The 19,968-nt window shown below is 62.7% G+C and carries 17 protein-coding genes and 1 pseudogene; 8 read left to right on the top strand and 10 right to left on the bottom strand.

The features are described 5' to 3' along the window. Positions 1-67: 67 nt before the first annotated feature. Together puuE and VCK47_RS08270 are read left to right on the top strand one after the other, a co-directional pair. Positions 68-1,489 (top strand): allantoinase PuuE, encoded by a 1,422-nt coding sequence (gene puuE / locus VCK47_RS08275; protein WP_416236657.1) that lies wholly within the window; start codon positions 68-70, stop codon positions 1,487-1,489. Then, positions 1,486-1,956: an ureidoglycolate lyase gene (locus tag VCK47_RS08270; RefSeq protein ID WP_322891929.1), complete on the top strand. Its 471-nt coding sequence runs from the start codon at positions 1,486-1,488 to the stop codon at positions 1,954-1,956. The genes puuE and VCK47_RS08270 overlap by 4 nt, the downstream gene beginning before the upstream one ends. On the opposite strand, the gene bhcD is transcribed toward VCK47_RS08270, so the two are convergent. From bhcD to bhcA, 4 genes are read right to left on the bottom strand one after another with little or no spacing between them, the layout of a single operon-like run. Further along, positions 1,953-2,918, bottom strand: coding sequence for an iminosuccinate reductase BhcD (gene bhcD, locus VCK47_RS08265; protein ID WP_322891928.1), 966 nt, complete (start codon positions 2,916-2,918; stop codon positions 1,953-1,955). The two genes, VCK47_RS08270 and bhcD, sit on opposite strands and share 4 nt — an antisense overlap. Before the next feature lie 54 nt (positions 2,919-2,972). Next, positions 2,973-4,136 carry a 3-hydroxy-D-aspartate aldolase BhcC gene (gene bhcC, locus VCK47_RS08260; protein ID WP_322891927.1) on the bottom strand — a complete coding sequence of 388 codons (1,164 nt, stop codon included), beginning with the start codon at positions 4,134-4,136 and terminating at the stop codon, positions 2,973-2,975. 17 nt (positions 4,137-4,153) lie between these two features. After that, complete coding sequence (gene bhcB, locus VCK47_RS08255; protein WP_322891926.1) at positions 4,154-5,116, bottom strand: beta-hydroxyaspartate dehydratase BhcB; 963 nt, start codon at positions 5,114-5,116, stop codon at positions 4,154-4,156. Then, positions 5,116-6,306 (bottom strand): L-aspartate--glyoxylate aminotransferase BhcA, encoded by a 1,191-nt coding sequence (bhcA, locus tag VCK47_RS08250; protein ID WP_322891925.1) that lies wholly within the window; start codon positions 6,304-6,306, stop codon positions 5,116-5,118. The genes bhcB and bhcA overlap by 1 nt, the downstream gene beginning before the upstream one ends. Before the next feature lie 162 nt (positions 6,307-6,468). Here bhcA and bhcR point away from each other — a divergent pair, with 162 nt between their 5' ends. Further along, positions 6,469-7,287, top strand: coding sequence for an HTH-type transcriptional regulator BhcR (bhcR, locus tag VCK47_RS08245; RefSeq protein ID WP_322891924.1), 819 nt, complete (start codon positions 6,469-6,471; stop codon positions 7,285-7,287). Here the strand turns inward: bhcR and arsB are convergent. Next, positions 7,284-8,309, bottom strand: coding sequence for an ACR3 family arsenite efflux transporter (gene arsB / locus VCK47_RS08240; RefSeq protein WP_322891923.1), 1,026 nt, complete (start codon positions 8,307-8,309; stop codon positions 7,284-7,286). The genes bhcR and arsB overlap by 4 nt on opposite strands. Positions 8,310-8,696: 387 nt before the next feature. Between arsB and urtA the strand changes: the two genes are divergently transcribed. From urtA to urtE, 5 genes and pseudogenes are all read left to right on the top strand, one after another. Continuing rightward, positions 8,697-9,977 carry an urea ABC transporter substrate-binding protein gene (gene urtA, locus VCK47_RS08235; RefSeq protein ID WP_322891922.1) on the top strand — a complete coding sequence of 427 codons (1,281 nt, stop codon included), beginning with the start codon at positions 8,697-8,699 and terminating at the stop codon, positions 9,975-9,977. A 70-nt stretch (positions 9,978-10,047) separates the two neighbouring features. Then, entirely contained in the window at positions 10,048-12,006 is a 1,959-nt protein-coding gene (urtB, locus tag VCK47_RS08230; protein ID WP_322891921.1) for an urea ABC transporter permease subunit UrtB, read from the top strand. A 10-nt stretch (positions 12,007-12,016) separates the two neighbouring features. Next, on the top strand, positions 12,017-13,216 hold the full coding sequence (gene urtC, locus VCK47_RS08225) for an urea ABC transporter permease subunit UrtC (RefSeq protein ID WP_322892024.1): 1,200 nt from the start codon (positions 12,017-12,019) through the stop codon (positions 13,214-13,216). Next, positions 13,213-13,950 (top strand): urea ABC transporter ATP-binding protein UrtD, encoded by a 738-nt coding sequence (urtD, locus tag VCK47_RS08220; RefSeq protein ID WP_322891920.1) that lies wholly within the window; start codon positions 13,213-13,215, stop codon positions 13,948-13,950. Before urtC ends, urtD begins: the two co-directional genes overlap by 4 nt. A gap of 3 nt (positions 13,951-13,953) precedes the next feature. After that, positions 13,954-14,648, top strand: a pseudogene (gene urtE, locus VCK47_RS08215) (urea ABC transporter ATP-binding subunit UrtE). A 5-nt stretch (positions 14,649-14,653) separates the two neighbouring features. On the opposite strand, the gene VCK47_RS08210 reads toward urtE, so the two are convergent. The 5 genes from VCK47_RS08210 to oppB form a co-directional block, all read right to left on the bottom strand. Beyond that, on the bottom strand, positions 14,654-16,006 hold the full coding sequence (locus VCK47_RS08210; RefSeq protein ID WP_416236656.1) for a flavin monoamine oxidase family protein: 1,353 nt from the start codon (positions 16,004-16,006) through the stop codon (positions 14,654-14,656). A gap of 72 nt (positions 16,007-16,078) precedes the next feature. Beyond that, on the bottom strand, positions 16,079-17,086 hold the full coding sequence (locus tag VCK47_RS08205; protein WP_322892023.1) for an oligopeptide/dipeptide ABC transporter ATP-binding protein: 1,008 nt from the start codon (positions 17,084-17,086) through the stop codon (positions 16,079-16,081). Continuing rightward, positions 17,086-18,054 (bottom strand): oligopeptide/dipeptide ABC transporter ATP-binding protein, encoded by a 969-nt coding sequence (locus VCK47_RS08200; protein ID WP_322891918.1) that lies wholly within the window; start codon positions 18,052-18,054, stop codon positions 17,086-17,088. Before VCK47_RS08200 ends, VCK47_RS08205 begins: the two co-directional genes overlap by 1 nt. 1 nt (position 18,055) lies before the next feature. Further along, positions 18,056-18,982 carry an ABC transporter permease subunit gene (locus VCK47_RS08195; protein WP_322891917.1) on the bottom strand — a complete coding sequence of 309 codons (927 nt, stop codon included), beginning with the start codon at positions 18,980-18,982 and terminating at the stop codon, positions 18,056-18,058. A 10-nt stretch (positions 18,983-18,992) separates the two neighbouring features. Continuing rightward, a complete protein-coding gene (oppB, locus tag VCK47_RS08190; RefSeq protein WP_322891916.1) occupies positions 18,993-19,916 on the bottom strand; it encodes an oligopeptide ABC transporter permease OppB in 924 nt (307 codons plus the stop codon). Positions 19,917-19,968: the final 52 nt, after the last annotated feature.

The following is a 19,968-nucleotide window of genomic DNA, read 5'->3' as shown; positions in this document are numbered from 1 at the left end:
CGCGGGGCGGGCGTTGCGGCGATGCGGGCTTGCAAAACTGCCCAAAGCTCCGGCACAAAGCCTGTGGATGATCCGCAGGAGACCACAGGTGCAACGCTATCCCCGCGACATGACCGGCCATGGTGCCGAACCGCCCGCCGCCAACTGGCCCGGTGGCGCGCGCATCGCCGTGCAGATCGTGCTCAATTACGAGGAAGGCGGCGAGAACAACATCCTGCACGGCGATGCCGCGTCCGAAGCGTTCCTGTCCGAAATCGTTGGTGCCGCTGCCTGGCCCGGCCAGCGGCACTGGAACATGGAAAGCATCTATGAATACGGTGCACGCGCGGGGTTCTGGCGCATGCACCGGATGCTGGCGGACCTGCCGGTCACGGTTTACGGCGTGGCGACGGCGCTGGCACGCGCCCCCGAACAGGTCGCCGCGATGCAGGATGCTGGTTGGGAAATCGCGAGCCACGGGCTGAAATGGATCGACTACAAGGACGCTCCTGAGGATATCGAACGCGCCGATTTGCTGGAGGCGATCCGCCTGCACGCCGAGGTGACTGGCACCCCGCCGCGCGGCTGGTATACTGGGCGCTGTTCGGTCAACACTGTGCGCCTTGCCGCCGAGACCGGGCAATTCGCCTATGTCGCTGACAGCTATGCCGATGATCTGCCCTACTTTGTGGAAATCGGGCGGCATGACCAGTTGATCGTGCCTTACACGCTAGATGCAAACGACATGCGCTTTGCCACGCCGCAGGGGTTCAACGCGGGTGCGCAGTTTCTCGATTACCTTAAGGCCAGTTTCGACACGCTCTACCGCGAAGGCGGGCGGATGATGTCCATCGGGTTGCATTGCCGCCTGATCGGCAGACCGGGGCGGGCCGAGGCATTGCGCCAGTTTATCGAATACGCACAGGCCCACGAAGGCGTCTGGTTCGCCACCCGCGCAGAGATCGCGGATCATTGGGCGGCGCAGCATCCGCATCAGCGGTTTACCCGTCCGTCGCAGATGGACCGTGATGGCTTTGTCGCCGCTTACGGTGGTATCTTCGAACATTCGCCATGGATCGCCGCAGGCGCACATGGGCTGGAACTGGGGCCTGCGCATGACACGGCCCTTGGCTTGCACAACGCGCTTTGCCGTGTGTTCCGATCGGCAGGGGATGATGCGCGGCTGGGCGTGCTGAACGCGCATCCCGATCTTGCGGGCAAGCTCGCCGCCGCCAAACGCCTGACGCCCGACAGCACGGCAGAACAGGCGAGCGCCGGTCTGGACGCGCTGACCGACGACGAACGCGCGGCGTTTCAGGCGCAGAACGCGGCCTATCTGGAAAGGTTTGGCTTTCCCTTCATCATCGCCGTGCGTGACCATCACAAGGCGGGGATCATGGCGGCCTTTGCCGCGCGGTTGCAGAACGACCGCGCCTCCGAACTGGCCGAGGCTTGCCGTCAGGTCGAACGGATCGCGCTGCACCGCCTGCGTGCGCTGCTGCCACGATGACGGATATCCGTATCCAGCCGCTGACCGCCGCCGCCTTTGCGCCGTTTGGCGATGTGCTGAATTGCGACGGCGCGCCTGACCGGATCATCAACGCGGGGCTTTGCGGGCGGTTTCACGACCGCGCGCAGGTGGATGTAGGCGACGGGCGGGTGGGAATCAGCCTGTTCCGGTCCGAACTGCGCGCCTTGCCCTATCAGCTCGACCTGATCGAACGGCACCCTTTGGGGTCGCAGGCCTTCATCCCGATGAGCATGGACGGGTTCCTCGTCGTCGTCGCGGGCGACGATCTGGTGCCGCAGGCCTTTGTCACCGCACCGGGCGAAGGGATCAATTTCCACCGTGGCACATGGCATGGCGTGCTGACACCGCTTGCGGGGCCGGGGCTGTTCGCGGTGATCGACCGGATCGGCGCAGGGGCCAATCTGGAAGAACACCACTTTGCCGTGCCTTACCGGATCATTCCCTAGAAATCGACGATGGTCGCCACGCCCTTGGCCACTGCCAGATCCACCACGGCAGAGGCGACCGCCAGATCCTGCAAGCCGACGCCTGTGCCGTCGAAAACCGTGATCTCGTCTGCGCTGGTCCGCCCTGGATGGGTGCCATTGATCACCGCCCCCAAAGGCGTGATCCGGTCCGCAGAAATGATCCCCGCCGTCACCGCATGCTGCGCTTCGCCGATGCTGGTGGATTGGGCGACCTCGTCGGTGAAGACGGTCGCGCGGGCAAAGATCGCGGGGTCGATCTCCTGCTTGCCTTTGGTGTCGGTTCCCATACAGGCGATATGCGTGCCGGGCCGGATATGGGCATCCATCAGCAAAGGTTCATGGGCCGAGACGATGGTGATGATCACATCCGCCGCCGCCCCGAGTTCCGCAATGCTGACCGCCGCAAACGGCAACCCATGCTCCGCCGCCACATCCGCCAGCCGCCCCAGTTTCGCGGGATCGCGGTTCCACGCCACAACGCGCGCGAAATCGCGCTGCTCCAATGCCGCGCGCAGCTGGAACACCGACTGATGGCCTGCGCCCACGATCCCCAGCACCCGCGCATCCGCCCGCGCCAGATGGCTGATCGACACCGCCGCCGCCGCCGCCGTGCGCAGGGCTGTCAACAGATTGCCGCCCACGACAGCACGGCATTTGCCCGTATCGGCATCAAACAGGAACACGCTGGACTGGTGGTTGGTCAGCCCCTTGGCCGCATTGCCGGGCCAATAGCCGCCCGATTTCAACCCCAGCGCCAGCCCCGCGCGGTCAAACCCCGATTTGAACCCGTAAAGCGCATCGGCATGGCCGATCGCCTCGCGGATCACGGGGAAATTGCGCGCCTCCCCCTTTGCCATCGCGGCAAAAACCGCCTCGACCGCCGTATAAGCATCCGCGCGCCCCAACAGCCCCGCAATCTCGCGTTCCGGCACAATGATCATGACGCCCCCAACTTCTTTTTTCCAAAAATACTCCCCGCCGGGAGGCGGCCTACGTCAGTAGGCCTTCCCCCGCGCAGAGACCGGCCAGACCACTTCGACCTTGCCGCCGCGCACACCGACATACCAGTCGTGGACATTGCAGGTCGGGTCGCAATGGCCGGGGACCAGTTTCAGCCGGTCATTGACCTTCAGCACGCCATGGGGGTCCGCGACAACGCCGTGCTCGTCCGAACATTTGACGTAAGTCACATCATCGCGGCCATAGATCAGCGGCAGGCCGCTATCGACCGACTGCACTTTCAGTCCCGCATCGACGATGGCCTTGTCTGCCTTGGCGTGGCTCATCACGGATGTCAGGATGAACAGCGCGTTTTCCCATTCGCCCTTGTCGATCCGCTTGCCGTCCTTGTCGAGGATGCGGCCATAATCGGCATCCATGAAGGCATAGGACCCGCACTGCAATTCGTTGAACACGCCTGACGCGCTTTCGAAATAATAGGACCCGGTGCCGCCACCGCCGACGATATCGCTCTCGATCCCTTCGGCCTTTAGCAGGTCCAGCGTTTCGCGCACTTGGTCGATGGCGATCTGCGTCTTTGCCTGCCGTTCAGCGTAAGAGTCCAGATGCTGCATCGCCCCCTGATAGGCCTGAATGCCTGCATATTTCAGCCCCGGTGCGGCGTTGATCGCCTTGGCGAGTTCCACCACCGGCGCGCCATATTGCACCCCGCAACGGCCGGCACCCACGTCGATTTCGACCAGACATTCGATCTGGGTGCCGTGCTTGACCGCCGCCGCCGACAGGTCGGCGACATTGGCGATGTCATCGACACAGCAGATCGCCCGCGCGCCGAGCTTGGGGATACGCGCCAGACGGTCGATCTTGGCCGGATGGCGGACCTGATTGCTGACCAGCACGTCCTTGATGCCGCCACGGGCGAAGACCTCGGCCTCGCTCACTTTCTGGCAGCAAACACCGACCGACCCGCCCAGTTTTTCCTGCAACAAGGCCACATCGACGGATTTGTGCATCTTGCCATGCACGCGGTGGCGCATGCCGTGGGATTTGGCAAAATCGCCCATTTTCTTGATGTTGCGTTCCAGCGCGTCCAAATCCAGCACCAGACAGGGGGTCTGGATATCGGCCTCGTCCATGCCCGGCAGGGCGGGGATGTCGTAGCCGACCTCGAGGTTCTTCAGGTTGCTCATATCGTTCATTTTGTCCTCCCTATGCCTTACATCCAAGGCAGTTTATCAAGATCGACATTGCCGCCGGTGATGATGACACCGACACGCTTGCCTTTGAAAAATTCGCGGTTCTTGATGATCGTGGCCAGTGGCACGGCGCAGCTTGGCTCCATCACGATCTTCATGCGTTCCCATGTCAGTTTCATTGCAGCGATGATTTCCACCTCTGACGCGGTGAAAATATCGGTCACATGGTTGCTGACGAAATGCCATGTCAGGTCTTTCAGCGGCACTTTCAGCCCATCGGCTATCGTCACCGGCGCGTCATCGGCGATGATATGGCCCGCCTTGAAACTGCGATAGGCGTCATCGGCCTGTTCCGGCTCGGATGCGATGATCTGCACCTCGGGTGCGATATGCGACAGGGTCAGGCAGGTGCCGGAAATCATGCCGCCCCCGCCGATGGGCGCGACCATCATGTCCAGACCGTCCGTCTGTTCCATGAATTCGCGGCTGCAGGTGCCTTGGCCCGCGATCACCCGGGGGTCGTTATAGGGATGCACGAAATCGCCACCCGTGCGGGCCTGCACCTGCGCGAAAACCTCCTCGCGCGATGTGGTCGAGGGTTCGCATTCCGTGATGATCCCGCCATAGCCGCGCACGGCGGCCTTTTTCGCGTCAGGTGCGGTGCGCGGCATAACGACGTTGCAGGGAATACCCCTGCGTCCCGCCGCATAGGACAGCGACAGCGCGTGGTTGCCGGACGAATGGGTGCACACACCTTTGGCGGCTTCCGCATCCGACAGGCCGAATACGGCGTTCGACGCCCCGCGCACCTTGAAAGCACCCGCTTTTTGAAAGTTCTCGCATTTGAAGAACAGTTGCGCGCCGATCAAATCGTCCAGATAGCTGGACGTCAGGACCGGCGTGCGATGGATATAGGGTTTGATCCGGTCGTGGGCGGCGATCACGTCGTCATAGGTCGGGATATACATGTCGAGGTCTTTCATCACGCTGCGTCCTTCAATGCCTGTCCGGTTGTGCGTCGGTAATGCTCCTGCGCCGCTGCCACGCCGGACCCGAGTTTGATATCCAGCCCCAGATCGACCATGCACATTTCCGCCGTGGCAATGCCGGACAGGGCCATGACATCTGTCATGCTGCCCAGATGGCCGATGCGGAACACCTTGCCCGCAACCTCGCCCAAGCCGGTCCCAAAGGCCACGCCATAGGCGCTGGCCGCATGGTTCACGATCTGGGTCGCGTTAAAGCCTGCAGGCGTCTTGATCGCGCTGACGGTGTCGGAATAAAGGTCCGGGCTTGCGGCGCACAATTCCAGCCCCCAAGCATGCACCGCCGCACGGATGCCGCTGGCGATACGGGTGTGGCGGGCGAAGACGTTCTCCAACCCTTCGCGCAGCAGCATGTCGGAGGCCAAGAGCAAGCCGTTCATCAACCCCACAGGCGGCGTATAGGGAAAGGCGCTGTTGTCATAGCCTTTCGCCATATCGTTCACGTCGAAAAAGGTGCGCGGCAGCCCGGCCGTTTTCGTCGCCGCCCGCGCCTTGGCGCTGAACCCAAGGATCGCCAGACCCGCAGGCAGCATGAACCCCTTTTGCGATCCGGTCACGGCGATATCGACGCCCCAGTCGTCAAAACGGAAATCCATCGACCCGATGGAACTGACCCCATCGACGAACAACAGCGCGGGGTGATCCGCGGCATCCAGCGCGGCACGCACGGCGGCAATGTCGGATTTCACGCCCGTGGCGGTTTCGTTATGCGTGGCGAGCACCGCCTTGATCTTGTGGGCTTTGTCAGCCGCCAGCGCTTCGGCGTAGCGGTCGGCAGGCAGGCCGTGGCCCCACGGTGTTTCCACGATCTGCACGTCCAGCCCGTGGCGCTGGCACATGTCGATCCAGCGGTGGCTGAACATGCCGTTGCGCGCGGCCAGCACGGTGTCACCGGCGGACAGCGTGTTGGTGATCGCGGTTTCCCAGCCGCCGGTGCCGGTGGACGGAAAGATGAACACATCAGCACTGTCCGATTTCAGCACCTTTTGCACATTGGCGCGGGCAGGGTGCAGGATCTGGCCGAACAAGGGCGACCGGTGGTCGATCGTCGGCATGTCGCACGCTTTGCGGATCACCTCGGGGATGTTCGTCGGGCCGGGGATAAAGACCGGATTCTGGAAACTCATCGCCTATCCTCCATTAGGGTTGCCAGTGTTGTCGCAGAGCCTGCGCTGCGGCTCAATTTTTTTGAAAAACGGCTGCCTGGTCGCCTGTTCCGTAGAAAAACAAGCGTTGCCATGTGGTTACGTTTTTCATATGGTGAAAATAGATTTCAGAAAGTTTCGCACTTGCAGCATGACACCCGCAAAACCCGTGGTCGCCCCAAGGCGTGGGACGACAAGGCAGCCCAGAACACGGTCAAATCGCTGGACCGCGCGCTCGAGGTATTGGTCGCGCTGGGCGAGATGCAGGGCAGCACCCTGTCCGAAATCGCAAGCCACCTGCGCCAGTCGCCCGCAACCGTCTATCGCGTGCTGACAACGTTTCAGGGGCGCGGTTTCGTCGATTTCGACCGGCAGGCGCAGGTCTGGTCTATCGGGGCGGCGGCATTCCTGACCGGATCGCAATTCCTGCGGCGCACGTCCTTGGTCGAACGTGCGCGGCCCATCATGCGCGACCTGATGGAGGCGACCGGAGAGACCGCCAATCTTGGCATCGAACGCGACGGCAAGGTGCTGTTTCTGGGGCAGGTGGAAACGCATGCCACGATCCGCGCGTTCTTTCCGCCCGGCACGGTTTCGGCGATGCATGCCTCGGGCATCGGCAAGGCGCTGCTTGCGCATATGGACGACGCTCGCCAGCGGCGGGTTCTGGCGGCGGGCAAGTTGGAGCAATTCACGCCGCATACGCTGACCACGCCTGACGCGATGATCGCCGATCTGCATGCCGCCCGCGCGCGCGGCTATGCTTTTGATGGCGAGGAACGCAATCTGGGCATGCGCTGCATCGCCGCGACCGTCCATGATGTGTCGGGCGATGCGGTGGCGGGTCTGTCCGTGTCCGGCCCCACCAGCCGTATCACCGACGACAAGATCGCCCCGCTGGCGCAGGCCGTGACCGAGGCCGCGGCGCGTTTGACAGCCGCTATCGGTGGCGCACCGCGCTAGGCAGGAAACCAGTGCCGCGTGCGGTTGGCGAACCAGACAAGGGTCAGCATCACCGGCACTTCGACCAGCACACCGACGACGGTGACAAGGGCGGCGATGGAATTCAGCCCGAACAGCCCGATGGCCACCGCAACCGCCAGTTCAAAGAAATTCGACGTGCCGATCAACGCGCAAGGGGCCGCCACATTATGCGGCACCCGCCACGCCTTGGCCGCCCAATAGGCCAGTGCGAACATGCCATAGGACTGGATCAGCAAAGGCACCGCGATCAGCAGAATGATGAAAGGCTGGGACAGGATCACCTCGCCCTGAAACCCGAACAGCAGCACGACCGTCGCCAATAGGCCGATGATCGAAAAGGGTTTCACCTTTGCGGTGAAGCCCGCGACGATACTGGCCGCGTCACCGCGCCCGCGCGTCAGCCAGACCCGCGTCAGGATACCCGCAGTCAGCGGGATCACGACGTAAAGGACGACTGACAGCACCAGCGTTTCCCATGGCACGGTGATATCCGTCACCCCCAGCAGCAGCGCCACGATGGGCGCATAGGCAAAGACCATGATCGCGTCGTTCAGCGACACTTGGGCCAGCGTATAGTTCGGATCGCCCTTGGTCAGTTGCGACCAGACGAACACCATTGCCGTGCAAGGCGCCGCCCCCAGCAGGATCAGCCCCGCGATGTACTGGCCTGATGTGCCGGGTTCGATGAAGGGCGCAAACACATAGTCGAAAAACACGACCCCCAGCAGGGCCATCGTGAAAGGCTTGATGAGCCAGTTCACCGCCAGCGTGATAATCATGCCCTTGGGCCGTTCATGCACCCGCGCGAGCGACGCGAAATCGACCGCCACCATCATCGGATAGACCATCGCCCAGATCAGCACCGCGACCACGAAATTGACCGATCCGTATTCAAGCGATGCAAGGAAACGGACCATTTCAGGCGCAATCTGGCCCAGACCCAGCCCCGCAATGATCGCCAGCGCAACCCAGATGGACAGATAGCGTTCGAATACCGGCATGGCAGAAGCCCTTTCACTGGTTGCGTCAGGCCTAGTCCTTCGCTGGCACAGGGTCAACGTTCCGACTCGGGCGGTGGATGGGATGAATGCTGCGATGCAGCACCAGAGCAGCCCAATAATTGTGCAGGTGCCGCAATTGACGGTTGATAAAGCGGCAGATGCATCGCGCGACTGCCGCTAAGGCAGGCCGCGATTGCACGCGCGCAGGTGCCAGAGAATGTTGGCGTTACTTAACGTTTACAAAGCATGTCCGGCAACACGATCCTCCCAGACCCGATGCCGGACATGCGCAACATCACTGCTGCTGACCGAGGATATGGTTTGAATGGACCAATTATCAACACGACCCTTCCTGCGGGCCAGAGCACAAACGCTGGAGCCCTCTTCATGATTAAAAACACTTTATTATCCGCAGTTGCCGTTACCGCGCTGTCCACCGCGGCCCACGCACAGGCCGCATGCCCGATCAAGGTGGGTGTGCTGCACTCGCTTTCGGGCAGCATGGCGATTTCCGAAACCACGCTGCGCGACGTGATGCAGATGCTGGTCGCCGAACAGAACGCCAAAGGCGGTGTGCTGGGCTGCGAACTGGAAGCCGTGGTCGTGGACCCTGCCTCCGACTGGCCCTTGTTCGCTGAACTGACCCGCCAGTTGCTGACCGTGGACGAGGTCGACGTGATCTTCGGCGCATGGACATCGGTCAGCCGCAAGGCGCTGCTGCCAGTGCTGGAAGAACTGAACGGTCTGTTCTTCTATCCGGTGCAATATGAAGGGCAGGAAAGCTCGCGCAACGTGTTCTACACGGGGGCCGCGCCAAACCAGCAAGCCATTCCCGCCGTCGATTACTTCATCGACGAATTGGGCGTCGAAAGCTTTGCACTGCTCGGCACCGACTACGTCTATCCGCGCACGACGAACGCCATTCTGGAATCATACCTTTTGTCGAAAGGCATCGCGCCAGAGGATATCTTCGTCAACTACACCCCCTTCGGTCACGCTGACTGGTCCACGATCGTTTCTGACGTTGTGGGTCTGGGTGCCGGTGGCAAGCAGGTCGGCGTGATCTCGACGATCAACGGTGATGCGAACGTGGGCTTTTACACCGAACTGGCCGCCCAAGGCGTCAGCGCCGATGATATCCCCGTTGTCGCCTTCTCGGTCGGGGAAGAGGAGTTGTCGGGTCTCGATACATCCCGTCTGGTCGGCCATCTGGCAGCTTGGAACTATTTCATGTCCGCCGACACGCCTGAAAACGAAGCCTTCATCACGGCCTGGCATGAGTTCATCGGCAGCACCGACCGCGTGACCAACGACCCGATGGAAGCGCATTACATCGGCTTCAACATGTGGGTGAATGCGGTCGAAGCGGCCGGCACCACCGATGTGGACGCCGTGCGCGAAGCGATGTGGGGGCAGGAATTCCCGAACCTGACCGGCGGCATGGCGGTGATGAACACCAACCACCACCTGTCCAAGCCTGTCCTGATCGGTGAAATCCGCGCCGATGGTCAATTTGACATCATCAGCCAGACACCGGAAGTCCCCGGCGAGGCGTGGTCGCCTTTCCTTGCCGAAAGCGCCACCTGGACCAGCGACTGGAAGGAACTCGGTTGCGGCATGTTCGACACAGCCACGGACACCTGTGTCCAGCTGACGTCGAACTACTAAGCATTGCGGGATACGGGGCCTCGGTCCCGCATCCCCCACCCTGACTTTTCCCCACAAGAAAGCCTGCCTGATGCTGCGACAGCTTTGCGCCCTAGCCTTGATCTGGCCGCTGATCCTTGGTCCCGCGTTCGGACAAGACCAGTCAGAGACGCCATTGCAGGATGTGTTGCAGACCGTGCAGGCCGAGGTCGCCAACCCGTCGCGCGCCACAGTGCCGGTCGTGTTGCGCGCCTTGCTGGCCGCAGACGCCCCCGGCACCGTGGATTTCATGCGCGCGTGGTCGGACCGCGAGGTGTATGAACGCCCCGCTGACGGGCTATTCTTTTATGCGCAACCTGCGGGTGGAGCGTTGACCCTGATCGACATCGACTCTGGCGCAGAGGCGGGCGAGGTCGGCACGCGTGACGTCAACCAGATCCGCCCCAATGCCGGTGTGCGCCGTGAAATCGGCGCGGCGCTTGTGGCGTTCGAGCTGTCCCACCCTGACCCCGACCGCCGCATCGCGGCCCTTGATGCTGCTGCGCGCAGCCCTGACCCCGATCAGATCACCGCCATCGAAGCCGCCCGCGCCGAAGAGGACGACCCGGCCATCGCCGCCCGCATGGACCGGCTGATCGCCCTGCTGAATGCAAGGTTCGCGCAAGACAGCACTTTGCGTGTCGAGGCGATCACCGCGCTGCGCGGTGACGTGAGCACGCCTGCGCGGTCGGTGCTGAACCAGCTTTTGCAGACCCGCACGGATTTTGCAGAATCCCTGCCAGAGGATATCAACCTTGCCCGCATCAAGACCCCGGGCGAGGATATGCCTCTGGCCGCTGCCTATGACGCGCTGGTCTCTGCGGGTCTTGCCCCTGCCGCACCGGGGCGCAATGCGATCCGTGACGCGCTCCGCGCCAATGTCGTCGATGGGGCTGTGGGCGGTGTGCCTGTCCATCAGCTCGACAATGACGCAAGCCGGATCATCGCCTATCAGGCGTTGGAGGATGCGGGTACCGTGCCGCCTTTGGTGACCGAGGCGGACATGGCCGGGACTGTCGCGCAATACGTATTCTTCGACGCCTATCTGGAACCCGACGCTGCCGTGACCACCGCCGCCGCCGATGCGCGGGCGGCCACGACGACCAAGGTCGCGCTGTTCCAGTTCCTGAGCCTGAGTTTCGATGCACTGTCGCTTGGCTCGATCTTTTTCCTTGCCGCCATCGGGCTTGCCATCACCTTTGGCGTGATGCGGGTCATCAACATGGCGCATGGCGAATTCATCATGATGGGGGCCTACACCGGCTATGTCGTGCAAACGATCATTCCCAATTACACCGCCTCGCTGGCCGTGGCGCTGCCCTTGGCCTTTGCGGTGACGTTCCTTGCCGGTGTGGTGATGGAACGGCTGGTGATCCGGCATCTGTACACGCGGCCTCTGGAGACGCTGCTGGCGACTTTCGGGATTTCGATTGCCTTGCAACAACTGGCCAAGAACATCTTTGGCACACAGGCCCGCCCGCTGACGGCCCCCGATTGGCTGGCTGGTGCGATACAGGTCAACGATCTGGTGTCGGTCGCCGCCGTGCGCGTCGGGATTTTTGTGATGGCGGGCATGTTCCTGCTGCTGCTTCTTTACATTCTGAACCGCACGCGGCTGGGGCTGGAGGTGCGCGCCGTCACCCAGAACCCCGGCATGGCGGCGAGCATGGGCATCAACCCGGACCGGATCAACATGCTGACCTTTGGCCTTGGCTCGGGCATCGCCGGTGTGGCGGGTGTCGCCATCGGGCTGGTGGCCCAAGTCACGTCCGAGATGGGGGCCAATTACATCGTGCAAAGCTTCATGACCGTGGTCGTGGGCGGCGTGGGGTCGGTGTTCGGCACGCTGGCGGGGGCCGCGCTGATCGGGTCGCTGCAAAAGGGGATCGAATGGTTCAACCCTGCCAATACGCTGGCCGCGCAGACCTATATGGTGCTGTTCATCATCCTGTTCATCCAGTTCCGGCCCAAGGGCATCGTCGCCCTCAAGGGTCGCGCGGCGGGGGATTGATCCGATGACCATGGACACCGCTGCCGCATCACAAGCCGCCACGCCAAACCGCAGCTTTCTGCGCGATAACCCGTCGGTCCTGTGGTTCATGGGGCTGCTCGGTCTGTTCACCGTGATCGTCACGGTCCTGTCCGAAGGCATGGGCGCGGGCGTGATCTCGACCAACCTTGTGAAAATCCTCGGCATGACCCTGTGCCTGTGCCTGATCGCCATCGCGATGGATGTGGTCTGGGGTTATTGCGGTATCCTGAGCCTTGGGCATTTCGCCTTCTTCGGGCTGGGTGGTTACGCCATTGGCATGTGGCTGATGTATGCCCGCACTGAAATCGTGATCCGCGACAGCCTTGGCCGCGGCACGATCCCGCCCACCGAACGCGAGGTGGCCGAAGGCGTGGCGTCGCAGATTTTCGGCGTTGTCGGCAGTTCCGAGTTACCGCTGATCTGGACATTCGCCGGATCGCTGCCCGCGCAACTGGCGCTGGTCGTGCTGGTGCCGGGGTTGCTGGCGCTGGTGTTTGGCTGGCTCGCGTTCCGCAGCCGCGTGACGGGGGTTTACCTGTCGATCCTCACACAGGCGATGACGCTGGCGCTGTCGCTCTACCTGTTTCAGAACGACACGGGCCTGCGCGGTAACAACGGTCTGTCGGGGTTGCAGAACATCCCCGGTGCGCTGGATGTGCCGCAGGCGGTGATCTCTGTCTGGTTCTTCTGGGCATCGGCGCTGGCGCTGGGCCTTGGCTATCTGCTGTTCGCTTGGGTGGTGTCGGGCAAGTTCGGGTCCGTCATCCGCGCGATCCGCGATAACGAGGCGCGGGTGCGCTTTCTTGGCTACAACGTCGAAAGCTACAAGCTCTTTGTTTTCACCATCACCGCCGTTGTGGCAGGCATCGCAGGCGCGCTCTACTATCCGCAGGCGGGCATCATCAATCCCGCCGAAATCGCGCCCATCGCCTCGATCTATCTGGCGGTCTGGGTCGCGATTGGTGGACGCGGGCGGCTTTATGGCGCGGTCATCGGTGCGGCTTTCGTGTCGCTCTTGTCCAGTTGGCTGACGGGCGGCGGCGCGCCGAACATCAATCTCGGACCGATCCGCATCATCTGGACAGATTGGTGGCTGGTGCTCTTGGGCCTCGGGTTCGTCGCCGTCACGCTGTTCTTTCCCAAAGGCATCGGCGGGCTGTTCGACTATCTGGTGAGGAAGAAACCATGACCCTGCTGGAAGTCTCGGGCGTTTCGGTCACTTTCGACGGGTTCCGCGCGATCAACAACCTGTCGATTGCCATTGGTGAGCCTGAATTGCGTGCCGTGATCGGGCCGAATGGCGCAGGCAAGACGACATTCATGGATATCGTCACCGGCAAGACGCGGCCCGATACGGGCCGCGTGCTGTGGGGCGAGCTGTCCACCGATCTGGTCAAACTGTCCGAAAGCCAGATCGCCAAGGCCGGGATCGGGCGCAAGTTCCAGAAACCCACCGTGTTCGAGGATCAGACCGTCCGTGCCAACCTGTCGATGGCGCTGAAAAACAAGCGCGGCCCCTTTGCGGTCCTGTCATGGAAAGCGACAGCCGCCGACAAAGCCCGGATCGTCGAACTGGCCGAGGAGGTCGGGCTGGCCGACCGCCTTGACCACCGCGCAGGCGATCTGAGCCACGGGCAGAAACAATGGCTCGAAATCGGGATGCTGCTGGCGCAGGACCCGCGGCTTTTGCTGGTCGATGAACCCGCCGCGGGCATGACCCCTGCAGAACGCGAACACACCACTGACCTTTTGAAACGTGCGGCACAGACGCGGGCGGTGGTCGTGATCGAACATGACATGGAATTCATCCGCCGATTGGATTGCCGTGTGACCGTGTTGCACGAAGGGTCGGTGCTGGCCGAAGGATCATTAGATCACGTGACCAAGAACCAGCAGGTGATTGATGTCTATCTGGGGCGCTGAACCATGCTGAAAGTCGAAAACCTGACGCTGCATTATGGTGCCTCGCAGATCCTCTGGGGCGTGTCGCTGGACGCGCGGGCGGGTGCGGTCACCGCCGTGATGGGCACCAATGGCGTGGGCAAAACGAGCCTGCTGCGCGCGATCGCGGGACGACACCCCTATTAGGCGGCTCCATCACGCTGGACGGGCAGGTGCTGCACCACCCGCGCGCGGCACAGGCCGCACAGGCGGGCATCGCCTATGTCCCCCAAGGGCGCGAAGTGTTTCCGCTGTTGACGGTGACGGAAAACCTGCAAACCGGCTTTGCCTGCCTGCCGCGCAGCGACCACAAGATCCCCGACCGGATCTATGATCTGTTCCCCGTCTTGCACCAGATGCGCGACCGGCGCGGGGGTGATCTGTCGGGCGGCCAGCAACAGCAACTCGCCATCGCGCGCGCGCTGATCGCGCGGCCAAAGGTCCTGTTGCTGGACGAACCGACCGAAGGCATCCAGCCCAACATCATCAAGCAGATCGGCAAGGTGATCGAGCTGCTCCGCGACGAAGGCGAGATCGCCATCGTGCTGGTCGAACAGTATTTCGACTTTGCCTACAGCCTCGCTGACCAGTTCTGCGTGCTGAACCGGGGCGAGGTGGTGCTGTCGCAACCCGCCAGCGCCGTCACGCGGGACGCGATCCTGCAACGGGTGTCGATCTGACGCGCCTAAAGGGTAGCGCGCATCTGTTCGGCAATGTCGCGCCCTGACATCAGGGCCCCATGTGCGGTACCGTAGTGGCGCATTGATGCCGCTTCGCCTGCGAACCATAACCGGCCGTCCCAATCCGCGCCTGCCAAGGTGCGTCTGTCTGCGGGGCTGCTGCCGACGGCGTGGTAGCTGTAACTGCCAAACGAAAACGGGTCGCGGTCCCAGCGGGTGACGAGGGCCGCGCGCGGCGCGGGAAAGGCGGTGCCGAACATCGCGCGCAATGCGTCATGCGCGTGGGCGATGGTGTCGGTGTCCGTTCGCGCGGATAGGTCCAAAGCCGCGTCTCCGGCGTGAAAGCCCAACAAGACGGGTGCGCCCAGTGCGCGCGCCAGAGACACCCATTCACCCCAAGCCCCCGGCACGTCGCCCAGCCAGCCGATCCAGTCGACATCCGCGGGCCAGACCACGCGGTCAAAGCGCAACCAGCATTTGTTCAGCACCCCCATGCCAAGCCGGTCTATCGCGCCTGCGCGAGCCGTGGCCAAGGGTTGCGCAAACCGGACGCTTCCCGCCTGCAAGACCCCCAAGGGCAGGGTGCAAAGCACCGCATCCGCCACGATCCGCCTGCCATCGGCAAGATCGACATGACCGGGGGCAATCGCGCTGACGGGGCTGGAGAGCTGCACATCGACCCCCCGCGCCAGATAGCCGGTGATCTGGTCGAATCCTTGCGCGAACAGCACGTCAGGGCCGTCAAAGCCATCGGCTTCCTGACCATACCAAGCCGACATATGCCGCGCGGAGCCTGCGAATTCCTGCTCCAGCGTACTGTTGACCAGATAGTGCACCAAGCGGCGCAGCGCGGGGGTCGCACTGCGCCAGCCGTCGTAGGATGCAAGTGCGTCTTGCACGGATTGGTCTGTCTCGCGCGCCTCGGACTGAGCCAAGGCTGCGGATAAAATCCGCGCGGCAGCGCGAAGATCGGGGGTGATGGGTGCGCCATCAGGCCCCAAAAGGATCGCGGCGTCATAGCTGGTGGCAACCGTCCGCGCCCCTGCGGCCTGCGCCAAGCTGGTCAAAGGATTGCCCGCTGTGCCGTGAATCCAGCTGGCCCCCATATCCATGGGCAGACCCTGCCATTGCCGCTCTGTCCAGACCCGCCCGCCGATGCGGTCGCGCGCCTCGATCACCCGCACACTATGGCCTGCGTTTTGCAGGTCGCGGGCTGCCGCCAGACCTGCCAAACCTGCGCCGATCACGACAATCTCGCGCCGGACGTCGGCACGCAACGGGCGGGGCGCGACCGCTGCCGCCAACACCAGACTGGCTGCACCACCGGCAACCAAGCCTCTGCGGGTCACGTTCTCCATCCGTTTCATTCCGTGTCACCAAGGCCCCAAGGCAAGGGTGCGCGCTAGCGCCGTAGCGGTATCAGACCGGAATTACCGCGCGAAAACCAGCATTTCCTGTCTTTCTTCAAAGTGACAGGCAACGAAATGGTCGTTCTCGGCATCGGTCATCGGCGGGCGGATCTCGGCGCAGATGGCTTGCGCCTTGGGGCAGCGCGTGCGGAACACGCAGCCCGAGGGCGGGCGCAGGGGCGAGGGCAATTCGCCTTCCAGCACGGGCCGTTTGCGCGCGCGTTCCAGCACCGGATCGGGGATCGGGACAGAGGCGATCAACGCCTGACTGTAAGGATGGCGCGGTCCGGTGGTCAGCGGTTTGCTGGCGGCCATTTCCATCGTGCGGCCCAGATACATGACCATCACCTTGTCAGAGACATGTTTCACCACGCTCAGGTCATGGGCGATAAAGATCATCGACAGCCCCATGTCGCGTTGCAATTCGCGGAGCAGGTTGACCACCTGCGCCTGCACTGACACATCGAGCGCCGAGACAGGTTCATCGCAGATCAGAAGCTTGGGTTTCAGGATCAGCGCCCGCGCGATCCCGATCCGCTGGCACTGGCCACCCGAAAATTCATGCGGATAGCGGTTCACCAGATTGGGCAGCAAGCCCACACGTTCCATCAGCGCCTGCACGCGTTTGCGGACTTCGGCGCGGGGGACTTTGGGTTCATGCGTGATCAGCGGTTCGGCGATGATATCACCCACGGTCATACGTGGGTTGAGCGCGGCCAGCGGGTCCTGAAAGATCATCTGCACATCCTTGCGATGCACGCGACGCGCCGATGGGGACATGGACGCCAGATCCTGGCCTTCGAACATGATGCGTCCGTGGCTTGACGGCACCGTGCCGACAATGGCGCGCGCAAGCGTCGATTTGCCCGACCCGCTTTCGCCGACGACACCAAGGCATTGACCGGGGGCCAAATCAAAACTGATCCCGTTCACGGCATGCAGTTTCTGCGGCTTGGTCCAGGGCCAAGCCCCTTGCGGGTGGATATCGAAGGTGACGCTCAGGTCTTGAACGGATAGGATCGGTTCCATCATGCGACCTCGTCGATTTGCAGATGGCAGGCGCGGCGGCGGGTGCCGTCGAAGCTTTCCAGCCTTGGTTTCACGGTCGGGCAATGCGGCATCACGGCAGCACAGCGCGGCGAGAACGGGCAGCCCGCAGGCAGGCGCGACATGTCGGGCGGATCGCCCGCGATGGTCAGCAATTCGTCGTCGTCGCGGTCAAGGCGCGGCACGGCGCGCAGCAATCCGGCGGTATAGGGATGCGACGGGCGCGCAAAGACATCATCCGTCGGCCCGTCTTCCATGATTTGCCCGCCATAAAGCACCAGTGTCCGGTCGCAGGCATCGGCCACGATCCCCAGATCATGGGTGATCAGAATGATCGCCGTGCCGAAATCACGCCGGATATCGGCCAGCACCCGCATGATCTGCGCCTGCACCGTCACGTCAAGTGCTGTGGTCGGTTCATCCGCGATCAACAGGCGCGGTTCGCAGAGCAGCGCCATCGCGATCATGATCCGCTGGCGCATACCGCCGGAAAATTCATGCGGGAAACTGCTGATCCGCGCTTTGGCATCGGGAATGCCGACCGCATCCAGCATCCGCACCGATTGCGTGATGGCGTCGCGTTTGCTGATCCCTTTGTGCAGCGTCAGCACCTCGGCCATCTGGTCGGAAATGCGGATATAGGGGTTCAGCGATGTCATCGGGTCCTGAAAGATCATCGCGACATCATTGGCGCGGATCTTGTTAAGCGCCTTTTGCGGCATCGCCAGCAGGTCCTGCCCGTCAAACAAAGCCTGCCCGGAGGCGCGGCCGTTGCGCGCCAGCAGGCCCATGATGGCAAAGGCGGTCTGGCTTTTGCCCGACCCGCTTTCGCCGACGATGGCCAGCGTTTCGCCTTTGTCGATACTGAAATTCACGCCATTGACGGCGTTTACGGGGCCATCGGCCGTCTGGAAGGTGACGGTCAGGTCTTTGGTTTGCAGCAGGGTCATGTCAGCGGTCCTTGGGGTCGAGCGCGTCGCGCAGCCCGTCGCCCACGAAGAAGAACGCGAAAAGCGTCACGATGAAGAAAAACAGCGGGAATGCCAGTTGCCAGATCACGCCGTATTGCATCTGTCCTGCGCCCGCCGAAATCAGTGCGCCCAGCGATGTCGCGGGTTCCTGCACGCCAAGGCCCAGAAAGCTGATGAAGCTTTCGGTGATGATCATGGTCGGCACCAGAAGGGTGGCATAGACGATGACCAGCCCCAGCAGGTTCGGCACGATATGGCGCAGGATGATCGTCATCGGGCGCACACCGATGGCGACGGCGGCTTCGACGAATTCCTTGTTTTTCAGCGTCAGCGTCTGGCCCCGCGCGATGCGCGACATATCCAGCCATGAAATCAGCCCGATCCCGATGAACAGCATCAGGATCGACCGGCCAAAGATCACTAGCATCAGGATCAGCACGAACATGAAGGGGATCGCCATCAGGATATCCACGATCCGCATCATGATCCCGTCGGTGCGCCCGCCGAAATAGCCCGCAATCGCCCCATAAAGCGTGCCGACGATCACCGCGATGGCCGCTCCGACGAAACCGACCAGCAGCGAAATGCGTGTGCCCTGCACCGTGCGCGCATAAAGATCGCGCCCCAGTTCATCGACACCGAAATAATGGCCGTTGGCGATGCTTGGCCCGCCGGCCTGCGCGACATTGCCCATCATCGCCCAGTTGATTTCCTGCGCGCTCCACTGCGCCAGAAATCCGCCGAAGAAGGCAAAAAGCGTGACAAGGATCAACGCGATCATCCCCGCGACAGCGGCCTTGTTGCGCATGAACCGCTGGCGCGCATCTTTCCAGAGCGACCGGCCCTGTACCTCGGCCAGATGGGCGGCACCGACCAATGTGTCGGCGGTTGTCTTGTCGGGATACATCGCGCGCCCCTCAGTAGCGGATCTTGGGGTCGATCCATGCGTAAAGCACGTCGACCACAAGGTTGAACAGGATGGTCAGCACGCCCACCAGAATGGTGATCCCCATGATGACCGCATAATCGCGGCTGAAGGCCGAATTGACGAAAAACTGGCCGATCCCGCCGGTCGAGAAATAGACGTCGATCACGACCGACCCCGTGATCATCAGCACAAAGGCAGGCCCCAGATAGGACAGCACCGGCAGCATCGCGGGCTTCAGCGCATGGCCCAGAATGATCCGCCATGTCGGCAGGCCCTTGGCGCGGGCGGTGCGGATGAAACCGGCGTTCAGCACCTCCAGCATGGAGGACCGCGTGATCCGCGCAATCGACGCCATGTAGCTGGTCGACAGCGCGATCACGGGCAGGATCAGGTATTGCCACTGCCCGCCTTGCCAGCCGCCCCCCGGCAGCCAGCCCAGCCAGAGCGTAAAGACCAGCACAAGGATCGGTGCCATGACGAAGTTCGGCAGCACCTGCGCACCGACCGTCACGCCGACGGCAAAGTAATCAAGCCATGTGTTGTGCCGGATCGCAGCGACCACACCCAGCGACACGCCGACGATCACCGCCACGAAAAAGGACCAGAACCCGTAGGTCAGCGTGACCGGAAAGCCTTGCATGATGACATCGGTCACCGTCCGGTCGCGGTATTGGAACGACGGGCCGAAATCGAACCGCGTGACCACGTTGACGACGTAGTCATACATCTGCTTCCAGTAAGGCTGGTCCAGCCCGTAGCGCGCCTCGAGATTGGCCAGCACCTGCGGCGGCAGCGGGCGTTCGCTGTTGAACGGCCCGCCGGGGGCCGCGAACATCAGCATGAAGGACAAGACGATCAGGATCAGGATCGTCGGCACGGCGATCAGGATGCGCTTGAGCACGAAATTGAACATGACGATCCTTGCGGTCGGAAAAGAGAATACCTGCGCCCCGTCACAGGGCGCA

Source organism: Yoonia sp. 72 (assembly GCF_034652275.1).
Lineage (GTDB): Bacteria > Pseudomonadota > Alphaproteobacteria > Rhodobacterales > Rhodobacteraceae > Yoonia.
This window is presented reverse-complemented; position numbering and strand designations above follow the sequence as displayed.

What these genes read in the sequence shown, in the direction of transcription:
- urtB (WP_322891921.1), top strand. Translation starts at nt 10,048, where the DNA reads ATGCTGCGACAGCTTTGCGCCCTAGCCTTGATCTGGCCGCTGATCCTT.
- urtD (WP_322891920.1), top strand. Translation starts at nt 13,213, where the DNA reads ATGACCCTGCTGGAAGTCTCGGGCGTTTCGGTCACTTTCGACGGGTTC.
- bhcA (WP_322891925.1), bottom strand. Translation starts at nt 6,306, where the DNA reads ATGAGTTTCCAGAATCCGGTCTTTATCCCCGGCCCGACGAACATCCCC.
- VCK47_RS08205 (WP_322892023.1), bottom strand. Translation starts at nt 17,086, where the DNA reads ATGGAACCGATCCTATCCGTTCAAGACCTGAGCGTCACCTTCGATATC.
- oppB (WP_322891916.1), bottom strand. Translation starts at nt 19,916, where the DNA reads ATGTTCAATTTCGTGCTCAAGCGCATCCTGATCGCCGTGCCGACGATC.
- VCK47_RS08200 (WP_322891918.1), bottom strand. Translation starts at nt 18,054, where the DNA reads ATGACCCTGCTGCAAACCAAAGACCTGACCGTCACCTTCCAGACGGCC.
- bhcC (WP_322891927.1), bottom strand. Translation starts at nt 4,136, where the DNA reads ATGAACGATATGAGCAACCTGAAGAACCTCGAGGTCGGCTACGACATC.
- VCK47_RS08195 (WP_322891917.1), bottom strand. Translation starts at nt 18,982, where the DNA reads ATGTATCCCGACAAGACAACCGCCGACACATTGGTCGGTGCCGCCCAT.
- bhcD (WP_322891928.1), bottom strand. Translation starts at nt 2,918, where the DNA reads ATGATCATTGTGCCGGAACGCGAGATTGCGGGGCTGTTGGGGCGCGCG.
- puuE (WP_416236657.1), top strand. Translation starts at nt 68, where the DNA reads ATGATCCGCAGGAGACCACAGGTGCAACGCTATCCCCGCGACATGACC.
- VCK47_RS08210 (WP_416236656.1), bottom strand. Translation starts at nt 16,006, where the DNA reads ATGGAGAACGTGACCCGCAGAGGCTTGGTTGCCGGTGGTGCAGCCAGT.
- VCK47_RS08270 (WP_322891929.1), top strand. Translation starts at nt 1,486, where the DNA reads ATGACGGATATCCGTATCCAGCCGCTGACCGCCGCCGCCTTTGCGCCG.
- arsB (WP_322891923.1), bottom strand. Translation starts at nt 8,309, where the DNA reads ATGCCGGTATTCGAACGCTATCTGTCCATCTGGGTTGCGCTGGCGATC.
- urtA (WP_322891922.1), top strand. Translation starts at nt 8,697, where the DNA reads ATGATTAAAAACACTTTATTATCCGCAGTTGCCGTTACCGCGCTGTCC.
- urtC (WP_322892024.1), top strand. Translation starts at nt 12,017, where the DNA reads ATGGACACCGCTGCCGCATCACAAGCCGCCACGCCAAACCGCAGCTTT.
- bhcB (WP_322891926.1), bottom strand. Translation starts at nt 5,116, where the DNA reads ATGAAAGACCTCGACATGTATATCCCGACCTATGACGACGTGATCGCC.